The organism is Actinosynnema sp. NPDC023587, assembly GCF_040640215.1.
Lineage (GTDB): Bacteria > Actinomycetota > Actinomycetes > Mycobacteriales > Pseudonocardiaceae > Actinosynnema.
In genome coordinates this window covers 63,928-82,696 of record NZ_JBFABG010000011.1, presented here as the reverse complement: position 1 = coordinate 82,696, position 18,769 = coordinate 63,928, and the positions used below count along the sequence as shown (strand labels likewise).

The following is an 18,769-nucleotide window of genomic DNA, read 5'->3' as shown; positions in this document are numbered from 1 at the left end:
GAGGAGCCCCATACCGCCTGGGGTCGCAGGCCGGCCGCTGTTCCGGCACTCGTGGTTGCCACTCCGAACGCACCGGCACCTGCCTCGGATCGCGACCCCGGTGGCAATCCGAGGGCGACCCGGGATCGATGCGGCGGCACCCACCCGACGCCGACCATTGCCGGGTGACCGAGACCATCACGGGACCGCACCTGTCCCCCCTGGAAATCCTCGCCCTGCTGGGCGCGATCGCGCTGGTGGTGGCGCGTTGGCTGCCCCCCACCGCCCGCCCCCGCGTCACGATCGCGGCGGCGGCGCTTTTCGTGCTGTCCGCGATCGTGCTGGGGGTGACGGGGATTCGCTGGCAGGTGTTGCCGGTACTGGCAGGCGCTGCCCTCGCGTTGCCATTCGCCCTGTCCCCTCTGCTGGCACGCCGTACCGGCCGGGTGCCGCGACGGGCCCACTGGGGGCTGGCGTTGCCGGGATCGATCGCCTGCGTCGGTCTGATCACCACGGGCCCGGTGGCCGCCTGGGCCTTTCCCGTACCCGTGTTCCCCGAGCCCTCGGGCACGTTCGCGGTCGGCACCCGCGTGGTGCAGTGGACCGACCCGGACCGCCCCGAGACCTTCACCGCCGATCCGGACGACCGGCGCACGGTCGTGGTCCAGCTCTGGTACCCCGCGCGGAACAGCCCGGCGGCCGGGCAGGCGGCCCAGTACCTCGGGCGCACGGAGCACGAGGCGCGCACCGTCTCCGAGGCCCTGGCCGGCGGAGTCGGTCTGCCGGCTTTCCTGATCGACGGTGTCGCGCGGGCCCGCACCCACTCGACCTTCGACGCCCCCGTGGCCGACGAGGGGGGACGGTTCCCGGTCGTGCTGTTCTCCCCCGGGTCGGGCGGGGTGCGCACCCAGAACACCGCCTGGGCGGAGGAAGTGGCCAGCCACGGCTACGTGGTCGCCGCCCTCGACCACCCGTACGACTCCGCTGCCGTCGTCCTCGCCGACGGCCGGACGATCACCACCGCGACCACCGCCACCGGCGACCCGGCCGAGGACGACGAACTGGCGGCCGGCTGGACGGCGATCCGCGCCGCCGACCTCGGCTTCGTCCTCACCCGGTTGGAGACGTCGCAGTTGGTGACTTCGCAGTCGGAGACCTCGGACCGGGCGGGGAGCGCCGACCCGCTGGCCGGACGCCTGGACACCAGCCGGGTCGCGGTGACCGGCCACTCCATGGGCGGCGCTGCCGCGTTGCAGGCCGCGCGGCACGATCACCGGTTCGACGCCGTCATCGACCTGGACGGCTACCCCCACGGTGCCGACTCGCCCTCGCTCGACCAGCCGACGCTCGCGCTCACCCAGGCCATCACCCCGGCAACCGACCCGCACTACCTGCCCCGCCTCACCGAGGTTCTCGAACGGAGCACCTCGACGAGTTACCGGCTCACCATCCCCGGAGCCGCACACCTCACCTTCATGGACGGCCCCCTGTACCTGCCGCCCGTGCCGTCGATCGTCGGCTCCCTCGGGCGCACCGGGAGTCCCCACGTCGTCGCCACCACCACCCTCGCCTTCCTGGACACCTTCCTGCGCGACAAACCTGACGACCTGGCCGGTGTGCTGTCGGCCTACGGGGAGCTCGGCGTCCACCGCCCCCGCTGAAGCACGTCCGGTCCCTGGTAAGCGGTGCCGGGGCTGGGATGATGGCGTCATGGTTGACCAGGGAAAGCGCGGGGAACCGGCCTCGGGCAGCGTGTTCGACTACGACGCTGAGCTGCGGCACTATCAGCGGCGGTTGCGCGAAGCCGTCGACGTGCGACCGGGCGACACCGTCCTCGACATCGGCTGCGGTGCCGGGCAGACCACCCGCGAGGCCGCCGGGATCGCGATCAGGGGCAGTGCGCTCGGCGTTGACACGTCCCCGGTGATGGTGGCGCGCGCTCGCCGGCTCAGCGCGGCCGAGGAGGTCCACAACGTGCGCTTCGAGCAGGCCGATGCGCAGGTTCACCCCTTCCCGGCACAGCACTTCAGCCTCGGGATCAGCCGGTTCGGCACGATGTTCTTCGCCGATCCGGTCGAGGCGTTCACCAACGTCGGACGCGCGCTGCTGCCCGGGTCGCGGCTGGTCCACCTGGTCTGGCAGGACAGCGGCCGGCAGGAGTGGGTGACCTCGATACGCCGGGCACTGGCCGGCGGCGACCCGCCGCCGGTCCCCGCCGCAGGCGCGTTCTCCCTGTCCGAACCGACCACAGTGGACGGTGTCCTGACAGCGGCCGGGTTCGCCGACGTGAACATCACCGCCGTGAGCGAGCCCGTCTACTACGGCGCTAATCCCGACGCCGCCGTCGATGCCGTGCTCGTGCTGCGCATGGCGAGCGAGCTGCTCGCGGGACTCGATGCGGACGAGACCGAGCGGGCACTCGACCGGCTGCGCTCCAGCATGGCCGCGCACAACACCACCGACGGCGTGTGGTTCGACTCGCACGCCTGGCTCATCACCGCCCGCCGCTAGCGCGTGTTTCAGATGTGGCGTAGCCAGATGTTGATGGCGGTGATGTGGACGGTGGCCTGGTAGCGGATGGCGAGTTTGTCGTAGCGGGTGGCCACCGCGCGGTACTGTTTGAGCAGGTTGATGCCGCACTCGACGGCATGGCGCTGTTTGTGGATCTCCCGGTCGATCGTCGGTGGACACCCACCCGCAGAGCCTTTGGCCTTGCGGCGGGGGCCTGGTCACGGGGCTGGTCGATGGTCACCTTGATCCCACGTTGCCGCAGCTAGGCCCGGTTGGCCTTGGAGTTGTGGGCCTTGTCCGCCAGAACCGGGCCGGCCGGGTGCGTGGTCGCCCGCCGTCCGGGCGAGGTACCCGGATCGCCTCGATCACCGGCACGAACTGCGGGCTGTCGCCGCGTTGCCCGGCGGTGACCAGCCGCGACAACGACCGCCGCCGTTGTTCGCAGACCAGGTGCAGCCTGCCGGCCCACCCGCCTCTCGACCGCCCCAACCCGTGATCGTCCGGCTCGGTCCCGCCCTCGTCAATATCGGGCGGTTCGACCTGTAAATCCCCCTTTTACGCGCACCGCCGGCATGCCGGCGCGCCCGCATGATCGTAGAATCCACGCTCACGTCCCACACGATCGACCCGGCGGCGTACGCATGGGTCTGCAACGCGGCCAGGATCGCCCGCCAGATCCCGGCACGCTGCCACCGCCGGAACAACCCGTAGACGGTCTGCCAAGGTCCGTACTCGGGTGGGAGATCCCGCCATGGGGCACCCACCCGCACCCGCCACCGGACGCCGTCGATCAACTGCCGCCTACTCCACGTCCCGGCCACCGGCACGCCGCCGGTCACCTCACCTGTGAAACACGCGCTAGACGGGCCATTCACTGCTTCGCCCTAGGGTCGGTCGTCCCAGGGCGAGGTGCAGGTCTCGTCCCAGTCGTCCTCCACCGGTCGGCGTCGGGCCTTCGGCGGTGGGGGTGGTTCAGGCGGGTCGAGGAGATCGGCGATCGCGTCGGCGGACTCCCGCGCTTGGCGGTGTTCTTCCGGGGACAGGGAGTCCAGCGCGGGTCGGATGTCCCGCGCCGCCGCCGCGAAGGTCTCCGCGTAGGCGAGGCTGCGGGTGGCCTCGTGCAGCGTCATCCGACCGGACAGCACCTCGCGCGCCATCTCGCCGACCGCCGCCGACGGCGGGTGTCGTGCCAGCGAGCGCAACAGGGCTTGGCCCAGGCGGTCCGGCAGTGGTCCGGTCACCGCGACTGCCTCTGCACGATCGGTGCCTTCATCCTGGTGTACTCGAAGGTGTGGCCGGCCGCGTCGAACACGTCGAGCGCAGTCTGAAAAGTCTCGTAACCGTCCTTCAGCCGCTTCGCCAGGAGAACCACCCGGCTCGTGGCCAGCGCCAGCGCGATCCTCGCCGCGATGCGGGTCGCCGGGTGCGGCACGAACCGCGCCAGCATCGCCCCGCTCGCGATGGCCGCAGCGGTGACCAGCTCGGACAGGACCCCCGAGGCGAGTTCGTTGAACGCGCGCGCCGCCTCCACCGCACTGCGGTAGTGGCCCACCAGCGTCCGGCAGTAGTCCCCGAAACCCGCCGTCGCCCCCGCCAACTCGTGCAGGTACCACTGGGCGGCAACGGCCTCGCGGCCGGTCCACACCGCCGGCAGGTCCTCTGCCGCCCGCGCCAGGTTCCGCGCGACCCGATCGCCGACCGCGCCCATCTGCACCCACGTGAACAGCACGCGTTCGAACGCGGTCCAGTCGCCGGACAGCCACTCCACCGACTGCTCGAACGGGTCCCACCCCACCAGCTCCTGGACGGTCTCGCGCACCCACGACGCCGGGTTGAACCAGTCCGTCGACCGCGGGTCGAAATCCCACAGGGGTTGCTGCTGCCCGATGTTCGGGTCGCGCAGCACCTCCGTCGGCTCCACCGGATCGGTGAACCGCGCGCCTCGGGCGTAGAGCCCGGAGCGCCGGACACCCGGCGTCCGCGCACCCCGTCCCATCAACGCGGTCAGGTCGTCGAACCGGCGACCGGCCTCGTCATCGGCCGTCCGGTAGTCCAGGACGCTCTCGGCGATGCCCTCCACCACGAACTTCGTCCGCTCGACCAAGCCGTCCAGCCCGTCGCACACCGACGTCACCGCCCGGTCGTGCGACCCGATCACGGTCAGCAGGAGGCCACTCTCGCCGAACGACATCACGGCGTACTTCTCGACGTGCTTCTTGGCGGTCTCCGCGTCCACCCGCGCCCGATCGACCTGGCCGGACAACTCGGCGACGCCCTGGTCGACCATCCAGAACCCGTTCACCACCCCACTACCCCACCACTCGGCGGTGATCGACACGACCTGCCAGGGAACGAAACCAGCTACGCCATCTGCCCGGCTTCCGTTCGGTATCGTCCCCGCTTCCCGCCGAACTGCGCGATATCAGCGGAGCGACCTGTGCGGGTAGTCGTCGGACGTCCGATCAGCGGCACTTTTCAGCACTCAGGTCGACGGGTGCGGCCGGTGAGCCGTCAGGGTCCGCTCGACGTACCTGTGGTGGTCGGGCCGGCCGCTGGGTGTGGCCGGCCCGGCCGGGCCGTCACTTGGGCACCTTCGGTATCGTCCGGGTCGGGCTCTCGTCGGGCGGCGGGTTGTCGTCCTTCTTGTCTCCCAAGGTGATCACCTCCCTTCCTGCGTATCGGGGTGCGGGATGACGACGACGGTGATGTCGTCGGCGCTGTGCTTGCGGGAAGCGGTGACCAGCCGCTCGGCGCAGGTCTGCGGTTCGTGGCCGTGGTCGGCGAGCAGCGCGAGGAACTCGTCGTCGGGCAGGGTCAGGCCGTCGGAGGCCAGGACCAGCAGGCGCGCCACGGCCTCGGTGGCCTCGACGCCGCCGACCGGCACCCCGCCGAGGCTGTGCAGGAGTTGGTGATCGTGCCCGCGCGCCTCCTGCTCGTCGGCACCCTGGTCGCGCAGCAGTTGCCCCTGGGTGTGCGGAGTGGTGAAGCGGTGCAGCGTGCCGTCGTCCTTGAGGCCGTAGGCGGCGCTGTCGCCCGCCCACGCGATCCGCCAGTACCGACCGGCCGCAGCGGCGGCGACCACGATCGCGCCATCGGGTCGGGCGCTGCCCGCGACCGGGTCCCCGTAGACCTCGCCCGCCGCGACCACGCCCAGAACCGGGGAGAAGCGCCGGGCGGCGACGCCGACGGCGACGGTCGCCGCCACCCGGGCGAAGTCGGCCACCTCGGGTGTGGAGCCGGTGCCGTCCACGACGGCCACGGCGGTCACCCCGCCGTGCACGGCGAGCGCGTGGGCGTCGGCGTTGACCTCGCGGCGCGGACCTCGGGACGTGGCGGTGCCCACGGCACCCTGGATGACGGTCATGGCCGTCATCCTCGCGCCCACGACATCGTCCCCGCACGGCGGGGCGGACGGACACCACAGCACACCGACAACAACCCCACCCCTTGGCGCACAGAGGAAACAGCGAACCCTGACCAGACGCTACCGGTCCACAGGACACGGCGATGCGCCCGAACAGGCAACAACCGCCCCACGATCGTGCGACTACGACCCCCACGGACTGTCACTTCCACCCCCTCACCGATGCGCGTCGCCTTGGCCCCGGGCACGGCGACCACACCCATCCGTGGTCGCCGACCAAGCACCACATACACGTCTAACCCGCACCACACCCACAAGACCCGGCTCATCGAGCACCGTCGGCCGCGATTTTTGGGATGTCATAGACGTCTACTCCCCCGCCACCCAACCCTTGATCGCCGCTGTGCCGCCGCACGTGGCCGAAGTCGTCCGCGCTCCAACGGTGTGGGCCGTCCGTCCGCTTTCAGCGGCGTGACCGCGCCTCGGCCAACAACTGCCGGCTCTGCTCTTCGAATCGGCGGCAGCCGGTCTCCGCGTGGATGATCCGCGCCCGGGTGGCGTCCTCGATCGCGGCCCGGGGGTCGTCGTCAGCGAGGTGGACCGCTGCCCGTGCCGCGAGCGCACGTCCCTCGTGGGTGCGCAGCCCGCCGGCGCGGGAGCGGTCGAGCACGGTGTTGGCGTGGTCGGCGGCACGGCCCAGTTCGCCCTGCGCGCGGCACACCTCCGACAGTCCCAGCAGCGCGTCGAGCTGCCCCCGCAGGTAGTGCGACCGGTCGGCGGCGTCCAGCGCCTGTTCGAACAGCGCCCGCGCCTCGGGTAACCGGTGCCGCAGGCAGTCGACCTCCCCCGCCGTGTTGAGCGTGTCCGTCTCCACGAAGTGGTGCCCCTCGGCGAGGTCCGCCGCCTGTGACACGAGGTCGTGCGCCAGCAGGTGCTCGCCGTCCAGGAGTGCCAGGCGGGCCCTCAGGTCCAGGCATCGCGCCAGTTCGTGGTCCACCCGGTGGTCGCGGCTGTGCGCGGCGGCGGACTCGGCCAGGTCGGCCGCCTGCCCGAGGTCGCCCAGGTGGTAGTGGGCCTCGGCCAGGAGCCGCAGCGCCGCGCCCCGGCCACGGTCGTGCCCGGTCCGGGACTGGACGGACAGAGCCCGGGTGACGTGGTCCACCGCCTCGGCGGGGCGGCCGAGGTCGAGCGCGGTGGCCCCGAGGTTGAGCCGGATGGCACCGGCGTGGACCAGGCAGGTGGCCTCGGTGGTGGCGAGCGCGTCGGCCCGGCTCAGGTGGTCGAACGCCACCGCCAGGTGACCGGTGAAGTAGTGCAGCAGGCCCAGGTTGGACAGCGCGGTGACCACCCCGAGGTGCCACCCGCCGGCGGTGGCCGCCCGCAGCGACTCGGTGAAGTGGTCGATCGCGGTGGTGTAGTCACCCTCGGTCAGTCCCAGCACGCCCCTGCTGTTGTGCATGGCCGCCACGGCGGTCGTGTCACCGTCCGCAGCCCGCAAGCCCCGGTCCACGACGGAGCGCCAGTGCGCCGTGTTGCCGCGCAGGAAGTAGCCCTTCATCGACTCGGCGACGCCCCAGGCGATCCAGTGCGGACCGGTGTCGGCGGCCACCCGTGCCACCGCGGCGAGGTTGGGGGCCTCGGCGGTGAACCAGTCGAGCGCGCTGTCGGCGTCCACAAACACCTGCCCGCCCTCTCCCCTGGGTGCCAGGCCGGGCAGTCGGGTCCGGCCCGGGTCCAGCGCGTCGGCGGCGTGGTCGGCGGCGGTCGCGTACCAGTCCAGCAACCGGTCGAGCGGGGCACGCCCGTCCTCGACCGCGCGGCCGGCGGCGTAGAGGCGGAGCAACTCGTGCAGGGCGTGCCGGCCGGGCGTGCGCTCCTCGACCAGGTTCGCCGCGACGAGCGTGCGCAACCCGCGTTGGGCCGAGGTCAGGTCGATGTCGGCGAGCGCCGCCGCGACGGGTGCGGTCACGTCCGGTCCGGGCACGAGGCCGAGCAGGCGGAACAACCGGCGGGTCTCGAAGTCCTGCGCGGCGTAGGACAGGTCGAGCGCGGCCTTCACCGCGGACTCCGGGTCTCCCTGCGGTTCCAGGGCGGCGAGGCGGTCGCCGGTGCGCAACTCGGTCACGTAGTCGCCGATCGCCTGGCTCGGACGCGCCGCCAGGTGCGCGGCGGCGATGCGGAGGGCCAGGGGCAGTCCCCCGCACAGCTCCACCAGTTCCCGTGCCTCCCGCTCCTCGCGGACCACCCGTTTCCCGCCGACCGTCGCACCGAGCACCGCCAGCGCGTCGTCGGTGTCCAACACGTCCAGCCGCACCTGCCGCGCACCCTCGCGGACGACCAGTCCGTCGAGCCGGTTGCGGCTGGTGACCACGACCGCGCTGCCGTCCGCGCCGGGCAGCAGGGGGCGGACCTGCTCCACGTCCGCCGCGTCGTCCAGCACCACCAGCACCGGTCGGTCCGCCAGCGCCGACCGGTAGACGGCGGCGGCGGCGGCCACGCTGCCCGGCCGGTCGGTCTGGTCGACGTCGAGGGCCTGCAACACCTCGTCGAGGGCCTGCCGGGGCGTCAACGGCGGGTCGGCCCGGTGCCCGCGCAGGTCCAGGAACAGTTGTCCCGCGGGGAAACGCGACCGGACCGAGTGCGCCCAGTGCAGGGCCAGGGCCGTCTTGCCCACCCCCGCCGCACCGGTGACCACGCACAGCGCGGGGCCCGTGCCGGGGTCGTCCAGGAGCTGGTCCAGGGTGCGCACGACGTCGTGCCGCCCCACGAAACCACTTGGCGCGCGGGGTAATTGCGCGACGACGGTGTTCGGCGCGGGCGGGCGGACTTCGTCGTCACCGAGGATCGTGGCGTGCGCGCGACGCAGTTCCGGGCCGGGCAGCACCCCCAACTCCCGGTCCAGCAGCGCTCGGGTGCGCTCGTAGTGCCGCAGCGCTTCCGCCGACCTCCCGGCGCGGTGGAGGGCGGTCATCAACGTGCCTTGGAGGTGCTCGTGGAACGGGTGCCCGGCGGCGGGACCGGTCAGCGCCGCCACGGCCTCGTCGGCACGATCGGCCGCCACCAGGGCACGCGCCAGGTGTTCGTGGGCCACCAACCGCTGTCCCGCCACCCTGGCCCGCACCGCCTCGGCGGTCGGCCCGGTCACCTCCGGGAAGGGCTCACCTCGCCACAACGCCAGCGCCCGCGCCAAAACCCCCGCCGCGCGTTCCGCGTCCCCGTCACCCCAGGCCCGGCAACCGGCCGAAACCTGGTCCTCGAAGGCGAATACGTCCACGTCGGCGGGATTCGCCTGGATGCGGTAGCCGTCCCGATCACTGACGACCCGCACGTCCCCGTCGGGTCGTTGGTCGAGCAGCAGCCGCCGGAGCGTCGACGCGTAGGTCTTGATGTTCCCCAGCGCCGACGCCGGCGGTCGATCGCCCCACAGCGCGTCGACCAGCCGGTCGGTACTGACCACCCGGTCGGGTGCCAGCAGGAGCGATGCCAGCAACAGCCGCACTTTTCGGGCCGGGATGGCCACGCGGGTGCCGTCGACGGACACCAGCGCCATCGTGCCGAAAGCCTCGAAGAGCACCGACCACCCCCTTTCGACAAGGTATCGCAGCGGTCCGCCCGCCACTGGACCGCGCGTGGACCGGCGCTGAACCGGGCGACCGCACACTTCACCCGGTCGGCCCGCGGAGGGGTCGGGCCGACCGCCCCCGGCCTGTCGTCCGCACTCCGCGAGAGCCGGACCCACCACTGTCGACCGATTGTTGGAGCAGAGATGAAGAAGATCACCGGCGGGCTCGTGGCCCTGCTGACCGGCTTGCTGATGGTGCCCGCGCTCGCGCAGCCGGCGTCGGCGGCGGTGCGGAGTTGGGCGACGCCGGTCGCGTACCCGTACCCGGGCAACTGGCACTGCACCGAGCGCGACAGCTCGACCCACAGCGTCGACGTCTGCCTGATCAACTCCCACAACGGCGTCGAGCCGGTCTACAAGGCCGTGATGATCGCGTGGAACCACCGGGAAGCCGGCTTCCAGATGCGGGCGGCGGTGATCAACATGTGGGCGCAGCCGAGCCCGTCCAAGCAGGTCCGCGACGACGCGTGCCTCGACAGCGGCCTCTCCGGCGGCTACCGCGCGGCCTGCTACGGCTCGGCGATCACCCTGTCCGCGGTGTGCGCCGCGAAGCCGAACGCCACGACGGTGACGGCCAACGGGGCGATCGACATCCCGGCGGTGAGCACGACCCGCATCACCGTGGCCGGCCCGCGCGTGGCGGTGAACTGCTGACGCGACCCTGGTCGAGAGGTCTTCCGAGGCCGGCCATCCGGGTCAAGCGCACCCGGATGGCCGGCCCGACCCGGTATGACGGCGGTCGGCGGTACAGCGCCTCGGCACGTCCGCCAAGCCTCGTCCCCTCAGCCGTGGGTCGACCGACCGACAGCGGACACGAAGATCCGGGCGAGTCTCCCCGTCTTCCACTGCAAGCCGAGTCGGTGCTCGGCGAGGTCGTAGTTGACGGTGACCTCGCCGAGGGCGGGGTTCTCCCAACTGTTGTGCACAACGGCACCGCGCTCCCGCACGTAGGCGTCGACCGGAACGCGTTGCCCGTCGAGGTCGAGCCCGGAGATCACGCGGTCGGCGGTCGGGCAGAGCGCGACGTCGACGGTGATCTTCTTCACCAGCCCGTCGAGCAACGCGATGTCGACGCCGCCGGGACTCCGGTCCACCGGGTCCAGCGCGCCGGGCCGGACGGTCGAGTCGGGGAAGAGCCCGCGCAGTGCCGCGTACGGCGCAGAGCTCTCGGACGCGCCCAGAGCGGCGTACATCGTCGCGATGACGCCGGTCAACGACGTCCCGGGCACAGCGGGCAGGTCGGTCGGGGCAGCCTCGGTCCGCCGCGGTGCCGGTCGCGGGTCCCGACCCCCGAAGGCGGCCACCCGGTCCCAGACCCAGTCGGCCATCGACTCGGCGACGGGCTCGTCGGGATGTCCGGGTCGACGCTTGACCAGCGCCCCGAGCGCGACGGCGACCAGGTACGCCCCGGCGTCGTCGGTCATCACCTGTTCCCAGACCTCGTTCTCGGGCCAGTCCGGGTGCGCCGCCGGGTCGGCCTCGATCTCGGCGTTCATGGCGATGATCTCGGCCGCCGACATCAGGCGGAACGGCTCGGCCAACCCCCAGGCGGCCCCGGAGCCGGGCCGCTGGCCGTCGTGCCAGGCCACCAGGTGCTCCGCGACCAGGGAGCCGAGCTCGTCGCTCTCGGGCACCTCGGAGATCGGAGTTCCCGGTCGCAGCTCGGCGCGCAGTCCGGCGGGCAGCACGTCGTCCAACGCCGCCAGCGCGGAGGGCAGGTCGGTGCCGAGCATCTGGTCGCGGAGTTGCCGCCACCCCAGCTCGATGACCCCGGTGCGGCGGATGTCCTCCAGCGTGATGTCCTGGGCGTGGGCGTTCTCGACGATCCGCAGCATCGTCCGAGCCGTCCCCATCAAACCCTGGAGCAGCTCCTCGGTCGGGTCCTCGCGCAGCAGCCGCAGACCGAGTTGCTCGGCGTCGGCGAACCGGTACCGCACCAGGTAGGACCAGCCGAGCATCAGGGCGACCCAGGAGTTCGCCGCATCGGCCCGGATGGCCTCCTCGGCCGTGGGGATGAACCGGTCGAGCGGTGCGAAGCTCCCCAGCAGGTACGCCGCGCGTTGCCCGAGCGCGCGGGGGAGTTCGTCCGGTTTCGTCCGGGAGCACAGCGCCACCGCCTCGTCGAGCTGGTGCCACCCGTCCTCGTGCTCACCGCAGAGCGCCTGGGCGAAACCGAGCTCCATCCAGTCGGCCCACTCCTCGTGCTCCTCGCCCAGCACCGCGCGCGCCCACCGCAGCGCCTCGGGGTGGTCGTGCTCGGCCAGCGCCAGGTGTCGGAGGGCACGAGCCGCGTTGGTGAACTGGCGGTCGCGGCGACCGGCCACCTGGAGGTAGAGCCGCCGCGCTTCGCCGACCTCGCCGCAGACCTCGCGGTGGTTGGCGAGCAGCAGCGACACGCTGCTGCGCTCCGGCTGGGCCGCGAGCACCCGCAACGCCAGCTCGGCGACCCTGGGATGCGCCGGCTGTGCCGCGAAGAGCTCCCAGGCCAGGTCCAGGCTTCGCTCCACGGCATCTACGTCGCCGGGAACCGTGCGGTCGAAGTTCGTCATCGCATGCCTCGCTTGACCCGGTACGTCCGGAGTTGGTCGAAGGTGCCGTCGTCGACGCCGTACTCCAGCACCGGTGCCACCTGGTCGAACCAGGACCTCGTGGACGGGGTGACGCCGCCGACGGCGGCCAGCATCGCGTCGGTGGTCACCGGCACCAGCGCACCGCTGCTCATCGACTCGACCATGGCCTCTTGCAGCACGGTGGTCGTCAGGTGGCCGAGGTCGGCTCCGGAGAACCCCTCCGTGGCCTCCGCGACGGCGACGACGTCCACGTCGTCGGCGGGCTTGCCCTCCAGCGCGCCCTGGACGATCGCCGCCCTGGCGACCTCGTCCGGTGGCAGCACCAGCACCGTCTTGTCGATCCGGCCCGGTCGGCGCAGCGCGGAGTCGATGTCCCACGGCCGGTTCGTGGCGGCCAGGAAGTAGACCCCGTCGTTCACGCTCGCCACGCCGTCGAGCTCCTCCAGCAACTGGGTGACGAGCATCCGCATCGTCTGGGACCCGCCGCCGCCGGAGGTGCGCCGTCCGCCGAGCGCGTCGAACTCGTCGAAGAAGATCACGCACGGCGCTGCCGCGCGTGCGTCGCGGAACACGCTCTGGATCGCCTTCTCGCTCTCCCCGACCCACTGGCCGAGCAGGTCAGCGAGGGTCACGTGGATGAAGGACGCGCCGAGGTCGCCGGCGATCGCCTTGGCGATGAACGTCTTGCCGCACCCGGGTGGGCCGTACATCAGCAGCGACCCGCCCGGCTTCTGCCCGAACGCCGCCGCCATCTCGGGATTGCGCAGCGGAGCCAGGAAAGCGATGTCCAGGTGCCGTTTGACCTCGGCGAGGCCCGCGACGTCGGCCAGCGTCACCGCCGGGCGTTCGGCGTCCCACAGCGACGCCGACGCGGCGGCACTGCTGTCCCGGCGGTCCTCGTCGGTCGGGGCCGGAATCCGTTTCGGCGCGCTTCCCCCGGGCCGTGCCGTCGGCGCGGACGACGCGGCGGGAGGTGCCGCGGTCTCGGTGGCCGGCGGCGGGTTCGAGGTCCGCAACCGCGCCGCCATCAGCCGCGCGCGCATCAGGCGGACCCGTGCCGGATCACCGCCGAGCGCCTCGAACGCCTTCATCTCGGCGGCGGCGCGGTCCGGGTCCCGCTCCAGCAGCAGCGTGATGAAGTCCTCACGCAACGTCAGGTTGCCGGGATCGGCCTCCACCTCGCGCGCGATCACCTCGACGAAGCTGTCCCCCGGATCGGCACCGTTCACCGCCCCGCCCCTTCGATCCAGCCCTTGAGCAGGGTCAGGTTCGCCAGCGGGATGTAGTGACCGAGGCGCGGGTGGTCCAGCGTCACACCGAAGACGCCGGCCTCGCCGAACGAGGCGACGTAGTCGATCGCAGCCGACGTCGGCACGCCGAACAGCGGTGCCGCGCCACTCCCCGGGTCGACCAGTCCGAGGGCGTGGGCGGCTTCACCCGCCCGAGCGGCGCTGCTGTAGAGGCAGATCATCGGCCCCTGCTCGGCCGCCGCCGCATAGGGACGGGGTTGGTCGGCCGAGCCCCGCGCGAGGAAGAACCAGTGCTCCAACGCGGTCACCTGCCGCCACAGCGCGATCTGCGCCGTCGTGTCCCCCGCCGGCGCTGCCCTGACCGCCGCGTCGAGGCGGTCCAGCTCGGCGACCGCCTCGGGGTTGTTGTCTCTGGTCATCCGGTTCTCTCTCGTCTGCTCGGCTGTCCACAGTGGCGGTCACGACCTCGAACGCGCGCACCCGTCCGGTGTCAATACCAGCATGCCCTCGATCCCGGCGGACATGCGGTCGGACCTGTCACCGTCGACCCGGTTTCTTCTCGTCTCGACCAAATCGACCCCACCGACCGTGTCACCCGTCGTCGCAGTCGGCAGATTCTTGTGCTTGCGGAACCCCTACATCCCAGAGCACCCGCATGGTGTCGTCGGAAAACCGGTTGATGTTCTGCTCACCTCGGACGTGGGCCGTGATGATGTCGCTGCCGTCCGTGACGGCGAGGGTCGTCACTGCGGAGCCGGACAGGGGTGTTTGTGGACAGTCGACCTCGATGTCGCGACCGACATGCTATTCGAGTGACGAACGGGCCGCATCGGTCGTTCGCACCACACCCGCCGGTCAATATTCCCGCGTGCCTGTCACCGTCGCCCGCACGGGCGGGTTGGCGGGTTCTTCGGCTGCTGCTGCGCCGCCTGACTGCGGCAACGCCGGGTAGCGGCGTCGGCGGCGAGGGACGCCCGGGTGCGCGGCGAGCCGAACACCCGGGCGTGGCAGGCAGAGCGACGGGAGCAGGGCTACATGGTCATCGAGACGTCGAAGTTCGCCGCGATGATCCGGGTGAACCGCTCCCGAAGGGCGGGCAAGCGCTCGTCCCCGCTCTTGATCTTCGGTTCCAGGGAGGAGGTCCAGTACCGCTCGGCCTCGGACCGCTCCTGCACGCCCGCCGTCCTGAGCAGGCCGGTGACCTGGTCCTCGTCCTTCTTCTCCGCCGCTCTCTCGGGTTTCCTCCCGATGCGGTCGAGGTAGTTGAGGATCAGCTCGTCGCGCGGCACCAATCCACCGGAGTCCACCGCCCCCACGTCGACCTGCATGGACTCAAGGGCCTCGTACGGCGTGTTGAAATCCGGGTGCGTTTCGCTCACGACGTCGAAGTGGTAGTCCGGGTAGTTGGCGTGCACGGCGGTGATGGCCAGGACCCTGTCGTCAGTGGCGGCCAGCGGCTCGCCGGACCAGCCGCTGCCCGCAGCGCGCATCTGGTTGAGCATGTCGTTCATGTTGTCCCGGTTCGACACCTCGACGTCGATGTCCATCGGTCGTCTGGGAGCCCCTTGCATGCGCGCGCTCAGGCTGCCGCCGAACCGGTAGTTGATGTGCATTCCCTGCATCCACCTGTCGAACTCCCGGAGCACCACCGAGAGCCGTAAGAAGTCCTGCTGCTGCCGTTCAGCTTCGGCCGGGTCGTCGGCCCGGATCTGGTTCAACAACGCTTCCAGTGAGCGCGTGGTGTCGTCGATCGCGCGCTGGAGCACCGGCGGTTCGTCGCCGGGGGCGTGCGCCTTCGGCCTGGCGTGACCGTGCGCCGCCTCGTCCGGTGTGCGCTGCACGGAAACGTCCTTGGCCATGGCCCGCTGGGCGTTCGCCTCGGCGGCGCGCTCGAACCGGTCGTCGGGGTGGGACACCTTCGTGCCATCGCCGGTATCGGTGCCGGAGACCGGTCCCTCGCGCTGCTGGATCACGTGACCCAGCTCGTGGGCCAGCAGCCGCTTGCCCGCCGAGGACGACGTGTCGTAGCTGTCGCGCTGGAACACTATGTGCGAGCCGGTGGTGAAGGCGGTCGCCCGCACGGACTCCGCCGCCGCGTGCGCGGTCGAGTCGGTGTGCAGCCGCACGTCGGAGAAGTCCGCGTCGAGGCGGGCCTCCATCTCTTCGCGCACCGGTTCGTCCAGCGGCCGGCCGGAGGTGCGCAACGCGTTGTGCACCTCCGAGCGCTGCACGGTCGTCTGCCGGGAAGCCACCGCCTGTGCCACTGCGGCGTTGCCGACGGCCCGTTGCAGTGCCGCCACCACCTCCGGCGTGACAGGGCCCGCCAGGTTCGGAATGCCCGACGCGGCCGGGGCGACGTGGCGGCTCGCCCGGCTGGGGCGGTCGTGTTCGGCGTGGTGCCGTTCGTGCTCGTGGTGGGCGTGCGCCATGGCCTCTCCCTCTACCGTGGACCGATCCGGTCCCAGGGTTCCCACCGCGTTCGGGATTCGACAAGCGGTGCCGAGGCAGACCCACTGCCCGGAAGGGCAGCCGGTTGGCGACTGCGTGGCGCAGCGTTCAGGCTTCTCCTGGAGCAGCAGCATCGTTCCCCGCTGATTCCTGGGCGTGACGACATGCTGATCTGTTCCTCGAAGGTCCCCTGGGGCACGGTGCCCGGGATCGATCGGAGCCGGACACCGTGCCTGGTCCTGGGATCAGTGAATGTGGCGCATGGTCTTCTCCTCTCCTCGGCCTGGTCTCTGCTTCGGTGTCAACCCCGACCCAGGTCGAGCCGGTGCAGGCCGCGCAGCGTGACGTTGCGGCGAAAGACCGGTTCGCCCAGCAGCCGGGGCGGTCGGTGTCGACGGGCCAGCGCGCCGAGGGCGGTGCGTGTCAGCAGCAGGGCCAGCGGTGCGCCGAGGCAGGCGTGGGGACCGCGACCGAAGCCCAGGTGCGGGTTCGGGTGGCGGTCCAGCCGCAGGGTGTCCGGGTCGTCGAAGACCCGCTCGTCCCGGTTGGCCGCCGCGACCAGGACGGTGACGATCTCGCCGCGACGGACCGGGTGCCCGTTGACGTCGGTGTCCCGCACGCAGCCTCGGGCTTCGGCCTGGACCGGTCCGGCGCAGCGCACCAACTCCTGGAGCGCCGCGTCGGTCACGCCGTCGGCCAGTGCGTCCAGCGTGCCGGGCGAGCGCAGGCACGCCAGCACGGCGTTGCCGAGCAACCGGCTCGCCGACTCGTAACCGGAGTGCAGGACGACGCGCAGCGAGTTGCGCAGCACGGTCTCGGACACGTCGTCGGTCGCGCGGCGGGAGGCGGCCAGTCGGCCCACCAGACCGCGTTCGCCAGGTCCGGGCGTGCGCTCGCCGAGCCACCGGCCCGCCAGCTCGGCCAGTTCGCCGCGTGCGGCGCGCCCCGGTTCGACCGTCTCCGGGCGCAGCGCGTAGTCCATGGAGTCGACGATGTCCGCCGAGATCGCGACGAACCGGCTCTCGTCCGGCAGGCCGACCCCGAGGACGCCGGTGATGGTGTCCAGTGCCAGCGGTCCGGCGAACTCGCTCATGAAGTCGAACGACGGGCGGTCCGCCAGCGCCGCGAGCCGGCGCTCGGCGTTGTCGGCCGTCGAGCGCCGCAGGTCGTCCCAGCCCAGGGAGCGGAACGCGTGGACCAGCAGCGCCCGCACCGCCGTGTGCTCGGGCGGGTCGAGGGTCTGGACGCTCAGCGCGGAAACCGGGGTGTCCTCCCCGAGCCGCCGCCAGTCCGAGCAGAACCGGTCGGCGTCCGACAGCACGGTCGAGCAGTCGCTCAGCGAGGCCGCCACCCAGGAGTCGAGGGTCTCGCTCCACCACAAACCCCCACGACTCCTGAACGGCTCCCACGCCGAAGCCGGGTCGCTCAACGCTCGCGGTGTGATCAGGTTCCTGATCGGATCACCGACCGGTGCCTCGATCACCGAGACCTCCAGTGCTCGAAAGAAACCACCTGACTCACCAACACACCACAAGCGGCGCGAACCCGGCAACCGGTGGGCCGCAGGTCCACCCGTTCGCGGACCCGGCTGTCCACCACGGCACGTATTGCCCTCGTCGGTGACGTAGCCGAGGTCCAGCCCCAGACGGTCATCATGCTGCGCCGCAGGCCGAAAGCGGTCGTGAACAGCGTCGCGTCGCGGAACGCCGGCAGCCGGCCTTGCCGCCGAACACCCGGATGCGCGCGACCTGGCCGTCAGCTCGGAGCCGCGTGCCCGGCCCCGCCGGGAATCCCGCACCGGGCTGAACGGGCGGGCGGTCTGCCGGGGCGGGCGGCGTCGGACGGAGGAAAGTCGTCGGGAGGTGTGCTACCTCCCGACGCCGCTGTAGCGGATGGCACGAACGGCGTCACGGATTTCCTGAACGGCCATGTGAACATTCGCGGCTTTCGCGTCCGTGCTGTTCGACGCGGCCTCGCCGGCGTCGTCGCCTTCGGCCTCCGGGCTGGGACAGTCGTCGCATGACCGACATCGACCAAGCCGTCGTGCTGCCGCCGCGAATTCGTTCCGGTGATCGTGTTCGCCTGGTGTCGCCGGCCAGCTTTCCCGATGACGAACTGCTCGCGGAGTCCTTACGGACACTGAAGAGTTGGGGGCTGATCGTGGAAGTCGGGGAGCACGCGCTCGACCGTCACGGCTACCTCGCCGGTCGGGACGAGGACCGGCTGGCCGACCTCAACGACGCCTACCGCGATCGCGGGGTGCGGGCCGTGGTCGCGACACGAGGTGGCGCGGGCGCGTACCGCATCGCCGACGGCATCGACTTCGCCGCCGTGCGGGCCGATCCCAAGCCGCTCATCGGGTTCAGCGACATCACCAACCTGCACCTCGCCCTGTGGCGGCACTGCCGGGTCGCCGGAATCCACGGGAGCCTCTACGGTGCCCGCTCCGCGCGGGCCACGCGGCGACTGCTGCTGGACAGCGAAACCAGCACCCTCCACCAGGACGCGGAAGCGCTCACGGCAGCCGCCGACGTCCCCGGCACGGCTGTGGGGCACCTCGTCGGCGGGAACCTCGGTGCCGTCGTCGGCTTCATCGGTGCCGGGCTGCCCAGCCTCGACGGCGCGATCCTGCTCCTCGAAACCGCCCGCGACATCGGGCTGGGGCAGGTCGACCGGCACCTGACCCACCTCATGCGGTCCGGCTCCCTGCACGGCCTGCGCGGGGTCGTGCTCGGCCGTTTCCCCGGTTTCGAGCACTACACCGACCGAGGCTGGACCCTGATCGACGTGCTACAGGACCGGCTGGGAGCGCTGGGCGTCCCGGTACTCGGCGGCATCGACGTCGGCCACGGTGACGACCCGTTGCCCGTGCCGCTGGGACCGGTCGCGGAACTGGACACGACCACGCGCACGCTCACCGTCGGGCCTGCGGTCCACTGACCCCGCTCGCGACAGCGAAGCAGCAGAACAAGGACGATCACACACCACTCGGCAACAACACCCGCCCATGCCGATCAGCGAGCGG

The 18,769-nt window shown here is 71.7% G+C and carries 15 protein-coding genes; 4 read left to right on the top strand and 11 right to left on the bottom strand.

Features of this window, described 5'->3' with window-relative positions; genetic code table 11:
- Nucleotides 1-164: 164 nt before the first annotated feature.
- On the top strand, nucleotides 165-1,640 hold the full coding sequence (locus AB0G01_RS25865; protein WP_360949955.1) for a dienelactone hydrolase family protein: 1,476 nt from the start codon (nucleotides 165-167) through the stop codon (nucleotides 1,638-1,640).
- 49 nt (nucleotides 1,641-1,689) lie between these two features.
- On the top strand, nucleotides 1,690-2,490 hold the full coding sequence (locus tag AB0G01_RS25860; protein ID WP_360949952.1) for a methyltransferase domain-containing protein: 801 nt from the start codon (nucleotides 1,690-1,692) through the stop codon (nucleotides 2,488-2,490).
- 8 nt (nucleotides 2,491-2,498) lie between these two features.
- Here AB0G01_RS25860 and AB0G01_RS25855 read toward each other — a convergent pair whose 3' ends face one another.
- The 6 genes from AB0G01_RS25855 to AB0G01_RS25830 form a co-directional block, all read right to left on the bottom strand.
- Nucleotides 2,499-2,657, bottom strand: a complete 159-nt coding sequence (locus tag AB0G01_RS25855) for a transposase (RefSeq protein ID WP_360950429.1) — start codon at nucleotides 2,655-2,657, stop codon at nucleotides 2,499-2,501.
- A 198-nt stretch (nucleotides 2,658-2,855) separates the two neighbouring features.
- Nucleotides 2,856-3,311: a transposase gene (locus tag AB0G01_RS25850; protein ID WP_360950426.1), complete on the bottom strand. Its 456-nt coding sequence runs from the start codon at nucleotides 3,309-3,311 to the stop codon at nucleotides 2,856-2,858.
- Between the two features lie 63 nt (nucleotides 3,312-3,374).
- Nucleotides 3,375-3,731 carry a hypothetical protein gene (locus tag AB0G01_RS25845; protein WP_360949949.1) on the bottom strand — a complete coding sequence of 119 codons (357 nt, stop codon included), beginning with the start codon at nucleotides 3,729-3,731 and terminating at the stop codon, nucleotides 3,375-3,377.
- On the bottom strand, nucleotides 3,728-4,828 hold the full coding sequence (locus AB0G01_RS25840; RefSeq protein ID WP_360949946.1) for a hypothetical protein: 1,101 nt from the start codon (nucleotides 4,826-4,828) through the stop codon (nucleotides 3,728-3,730). The genes AB0G01_RS25845 and AB0G01_RS25840 overlap by 4 nt, the downstream gene beginning before the upstream one ends.
- 321 nt (nucleotides 4,829-5,149) lie before the next feature.
- Nucleotides 5,150-5,854 (bottom strand): hypothetical protein, encoded by a 705-nt coding sequence (locus AB0G01_RS25835; protein ID WP_360949943.1) that lies wholly within the window; start codon nucleotides 5,852-5,854, stop codon nucleotides 5,150-5,152.
- A gap of 463 nt (nucleotides 5,855-6,317) precedes the next feature.
- A complete protein-coding gene (locus AB0G01_RS25830; RefSeq protein ID WP_360949940.1) occupies nucleotides 6,318-9,428 on the bottom strand; it encodes a BTAD domain-containing putative transcriptional regulator in 3,111 nt (1,036 codons plus the stop codon).
- Between the two features lie 192 nt (nucleotides 9,429-9,620).
- Between AB0G01_RS25830 and AB0G01_RS25825 the strand changes: the two genes are divergently transcribed.
- Nucleotides 9,621-10,130, top strand: a complete 510-nt coding sequence (locus tag AB0G01_RS25825; RefSeq protein ID WP_360949937.1) for a hypothetical protein — start codon at nucleotides 9,621-9,623, stop codon at nucleotides 10,128-10,130.
- Nucleotides 10,131-10,258: 128 nt separating this feature from the next.
- On the opposite strand, the gene AB0G01_RS25820 is transcribed toward AB0G01_RS25825, so the two are convergent.
- The 5 genes from AB0G01_RS25820 to AB0G01_RS25800 all read right to left on the bottom strand — a co-directional run bounded on the left by AB0G01_RS25820 (nucleotide 10,259) and on the right by AB0G01_RS25800 (nucleotide 17,227).
- The gene (locus tag AB0G01_RS25820) at nucleotides 10,259-12,025 is read right to left on the bottom strand and encodes a tetratricopeptide repeat protein (protein ID WP_360949934.1); all 1,767 of its coding nucleotides are present in this window, start codon (nucleotides 12,023-12,025) and stop codon (nucleotides 10,259-10,261) included.
- Complete coding sequence (locus tag AB0G01_RS25815; protein ID WP_360949931.1) at nucleotides 12,022-13,275, bottom strand: ATP-binding protein; 1,254 nt, start codon at nucleotides 13,273-13,275, stop codon at nucleotides 12,022-12,024. Before AB0G01_RS25815 ends, AB0G01_RS25820 begins: the two co-directional genes overlap by 4 nt.
- Nucleotides 13,272-13,715: a hypothetical protein gene (locus AB0G01_RS25810; protein WP_360949928.1), complete on the bottom strand. Its 444-nt coding sequence runs from the start codon at nucleotides 13,713-13,715 to the stop codon at nucleotides 13,272-13,274. Before AB0G01_RS25810 ends, AB0G01_RS25815 begins: the two co-directional genes overlap by 4 nt.
- Nucleotides 13,716-14,327: 612 nt before the next feature.
- Entirely contained in the window at nucleotides 14,328-15,725 is a 1,398-nt protein-coding gene (locus tag AB0G01_RS25805; RefSeq protein ID WP_360949925.1) for a DUF4157 domain-containing protein, read from the bottom strand.
- Between the two features lie 320 nt (nucleotides 15,726-16,045).
- A complete protein-coding gene (locus tag AB0G01_RS25800; protein ID WP_360949922.1) occupies nucleotides 16,046-17,227 on the bottom strand; it encodes a cytochrome P450 in 1,182 nt (393 codons plus the stop codon).
- Between the two features lie 536 nt (nucleotides 17,228-17,763).
- Between AB0G01_RS25800 and AB0G01_RS25795 the strand changes: the two genes are divergently transcribed.
- Complete coding sequence (locus tag AB0G01_RS25795; protein WP_360949919.1) at nucleotides 17,764-18,684, top strand: LD-carboxypeptidase; 921 nt, start codon at nucleotides 17,764-17,766, stop codon at nucleotides 18,682-18,684.
- Nucleotides 18,685-18,769 lie beyond the last annotated feature (85 nt).

Bases quoted from the DNA above. Each gene is read 5' to 3' on its own strand.
- AB0G01_RS25860 (WP_360949952.1), top strand. From the start codon at position 1,690: ATGGTTGACCAGGGAAAGCGCGGGGAACCGGCCTCGGGCAGCGTGTTC.
- AB0G01_RS25810 (WP_360949928.1), bottom strand. From the start codon at position 13,715: ATGACCAGAGACAACAACCCCGAGGCGGTCGCCGAGCTGGACCGCCTC.
- AB0G01_RS25820 (WP_360949934.1), bottom strand. From the start codon at position 12,025: ATGACGAACTTCGACCGCACGGTTCCCGGCGACGTAGATGCCGTGGAG.
- AB0G01_RS25825 (WP_360949937.1), top strand. From the start codon at position 9,621: ATGAAGAAGATCACCGGCGGGCTCGTGGCCCTGCTGACCGGCTTGCTG.
- AB0G01_RS25805 (WP_360949925.1), bottom strand. From the start codon at position 15,725: ATGGCGCACGCCCACCACGAGCACGAACGGCACCACGCCGAACACGAC.
- AB0G01_RS25795 (WP_360949919.1), top strand. From the start codon at position 17,764: ATGACCGACATCGACCAAGCCGTCGTGCTGCCGCCGCGAATTCGTTCC.
- AB0G01_RS25835 (WP_360949943.1), bottom strand. From the start codon at position 5,854: ATGACCGTCATCCAGGGTGCCGTGGGCACCGCCACGTCCCGAGGTCCG.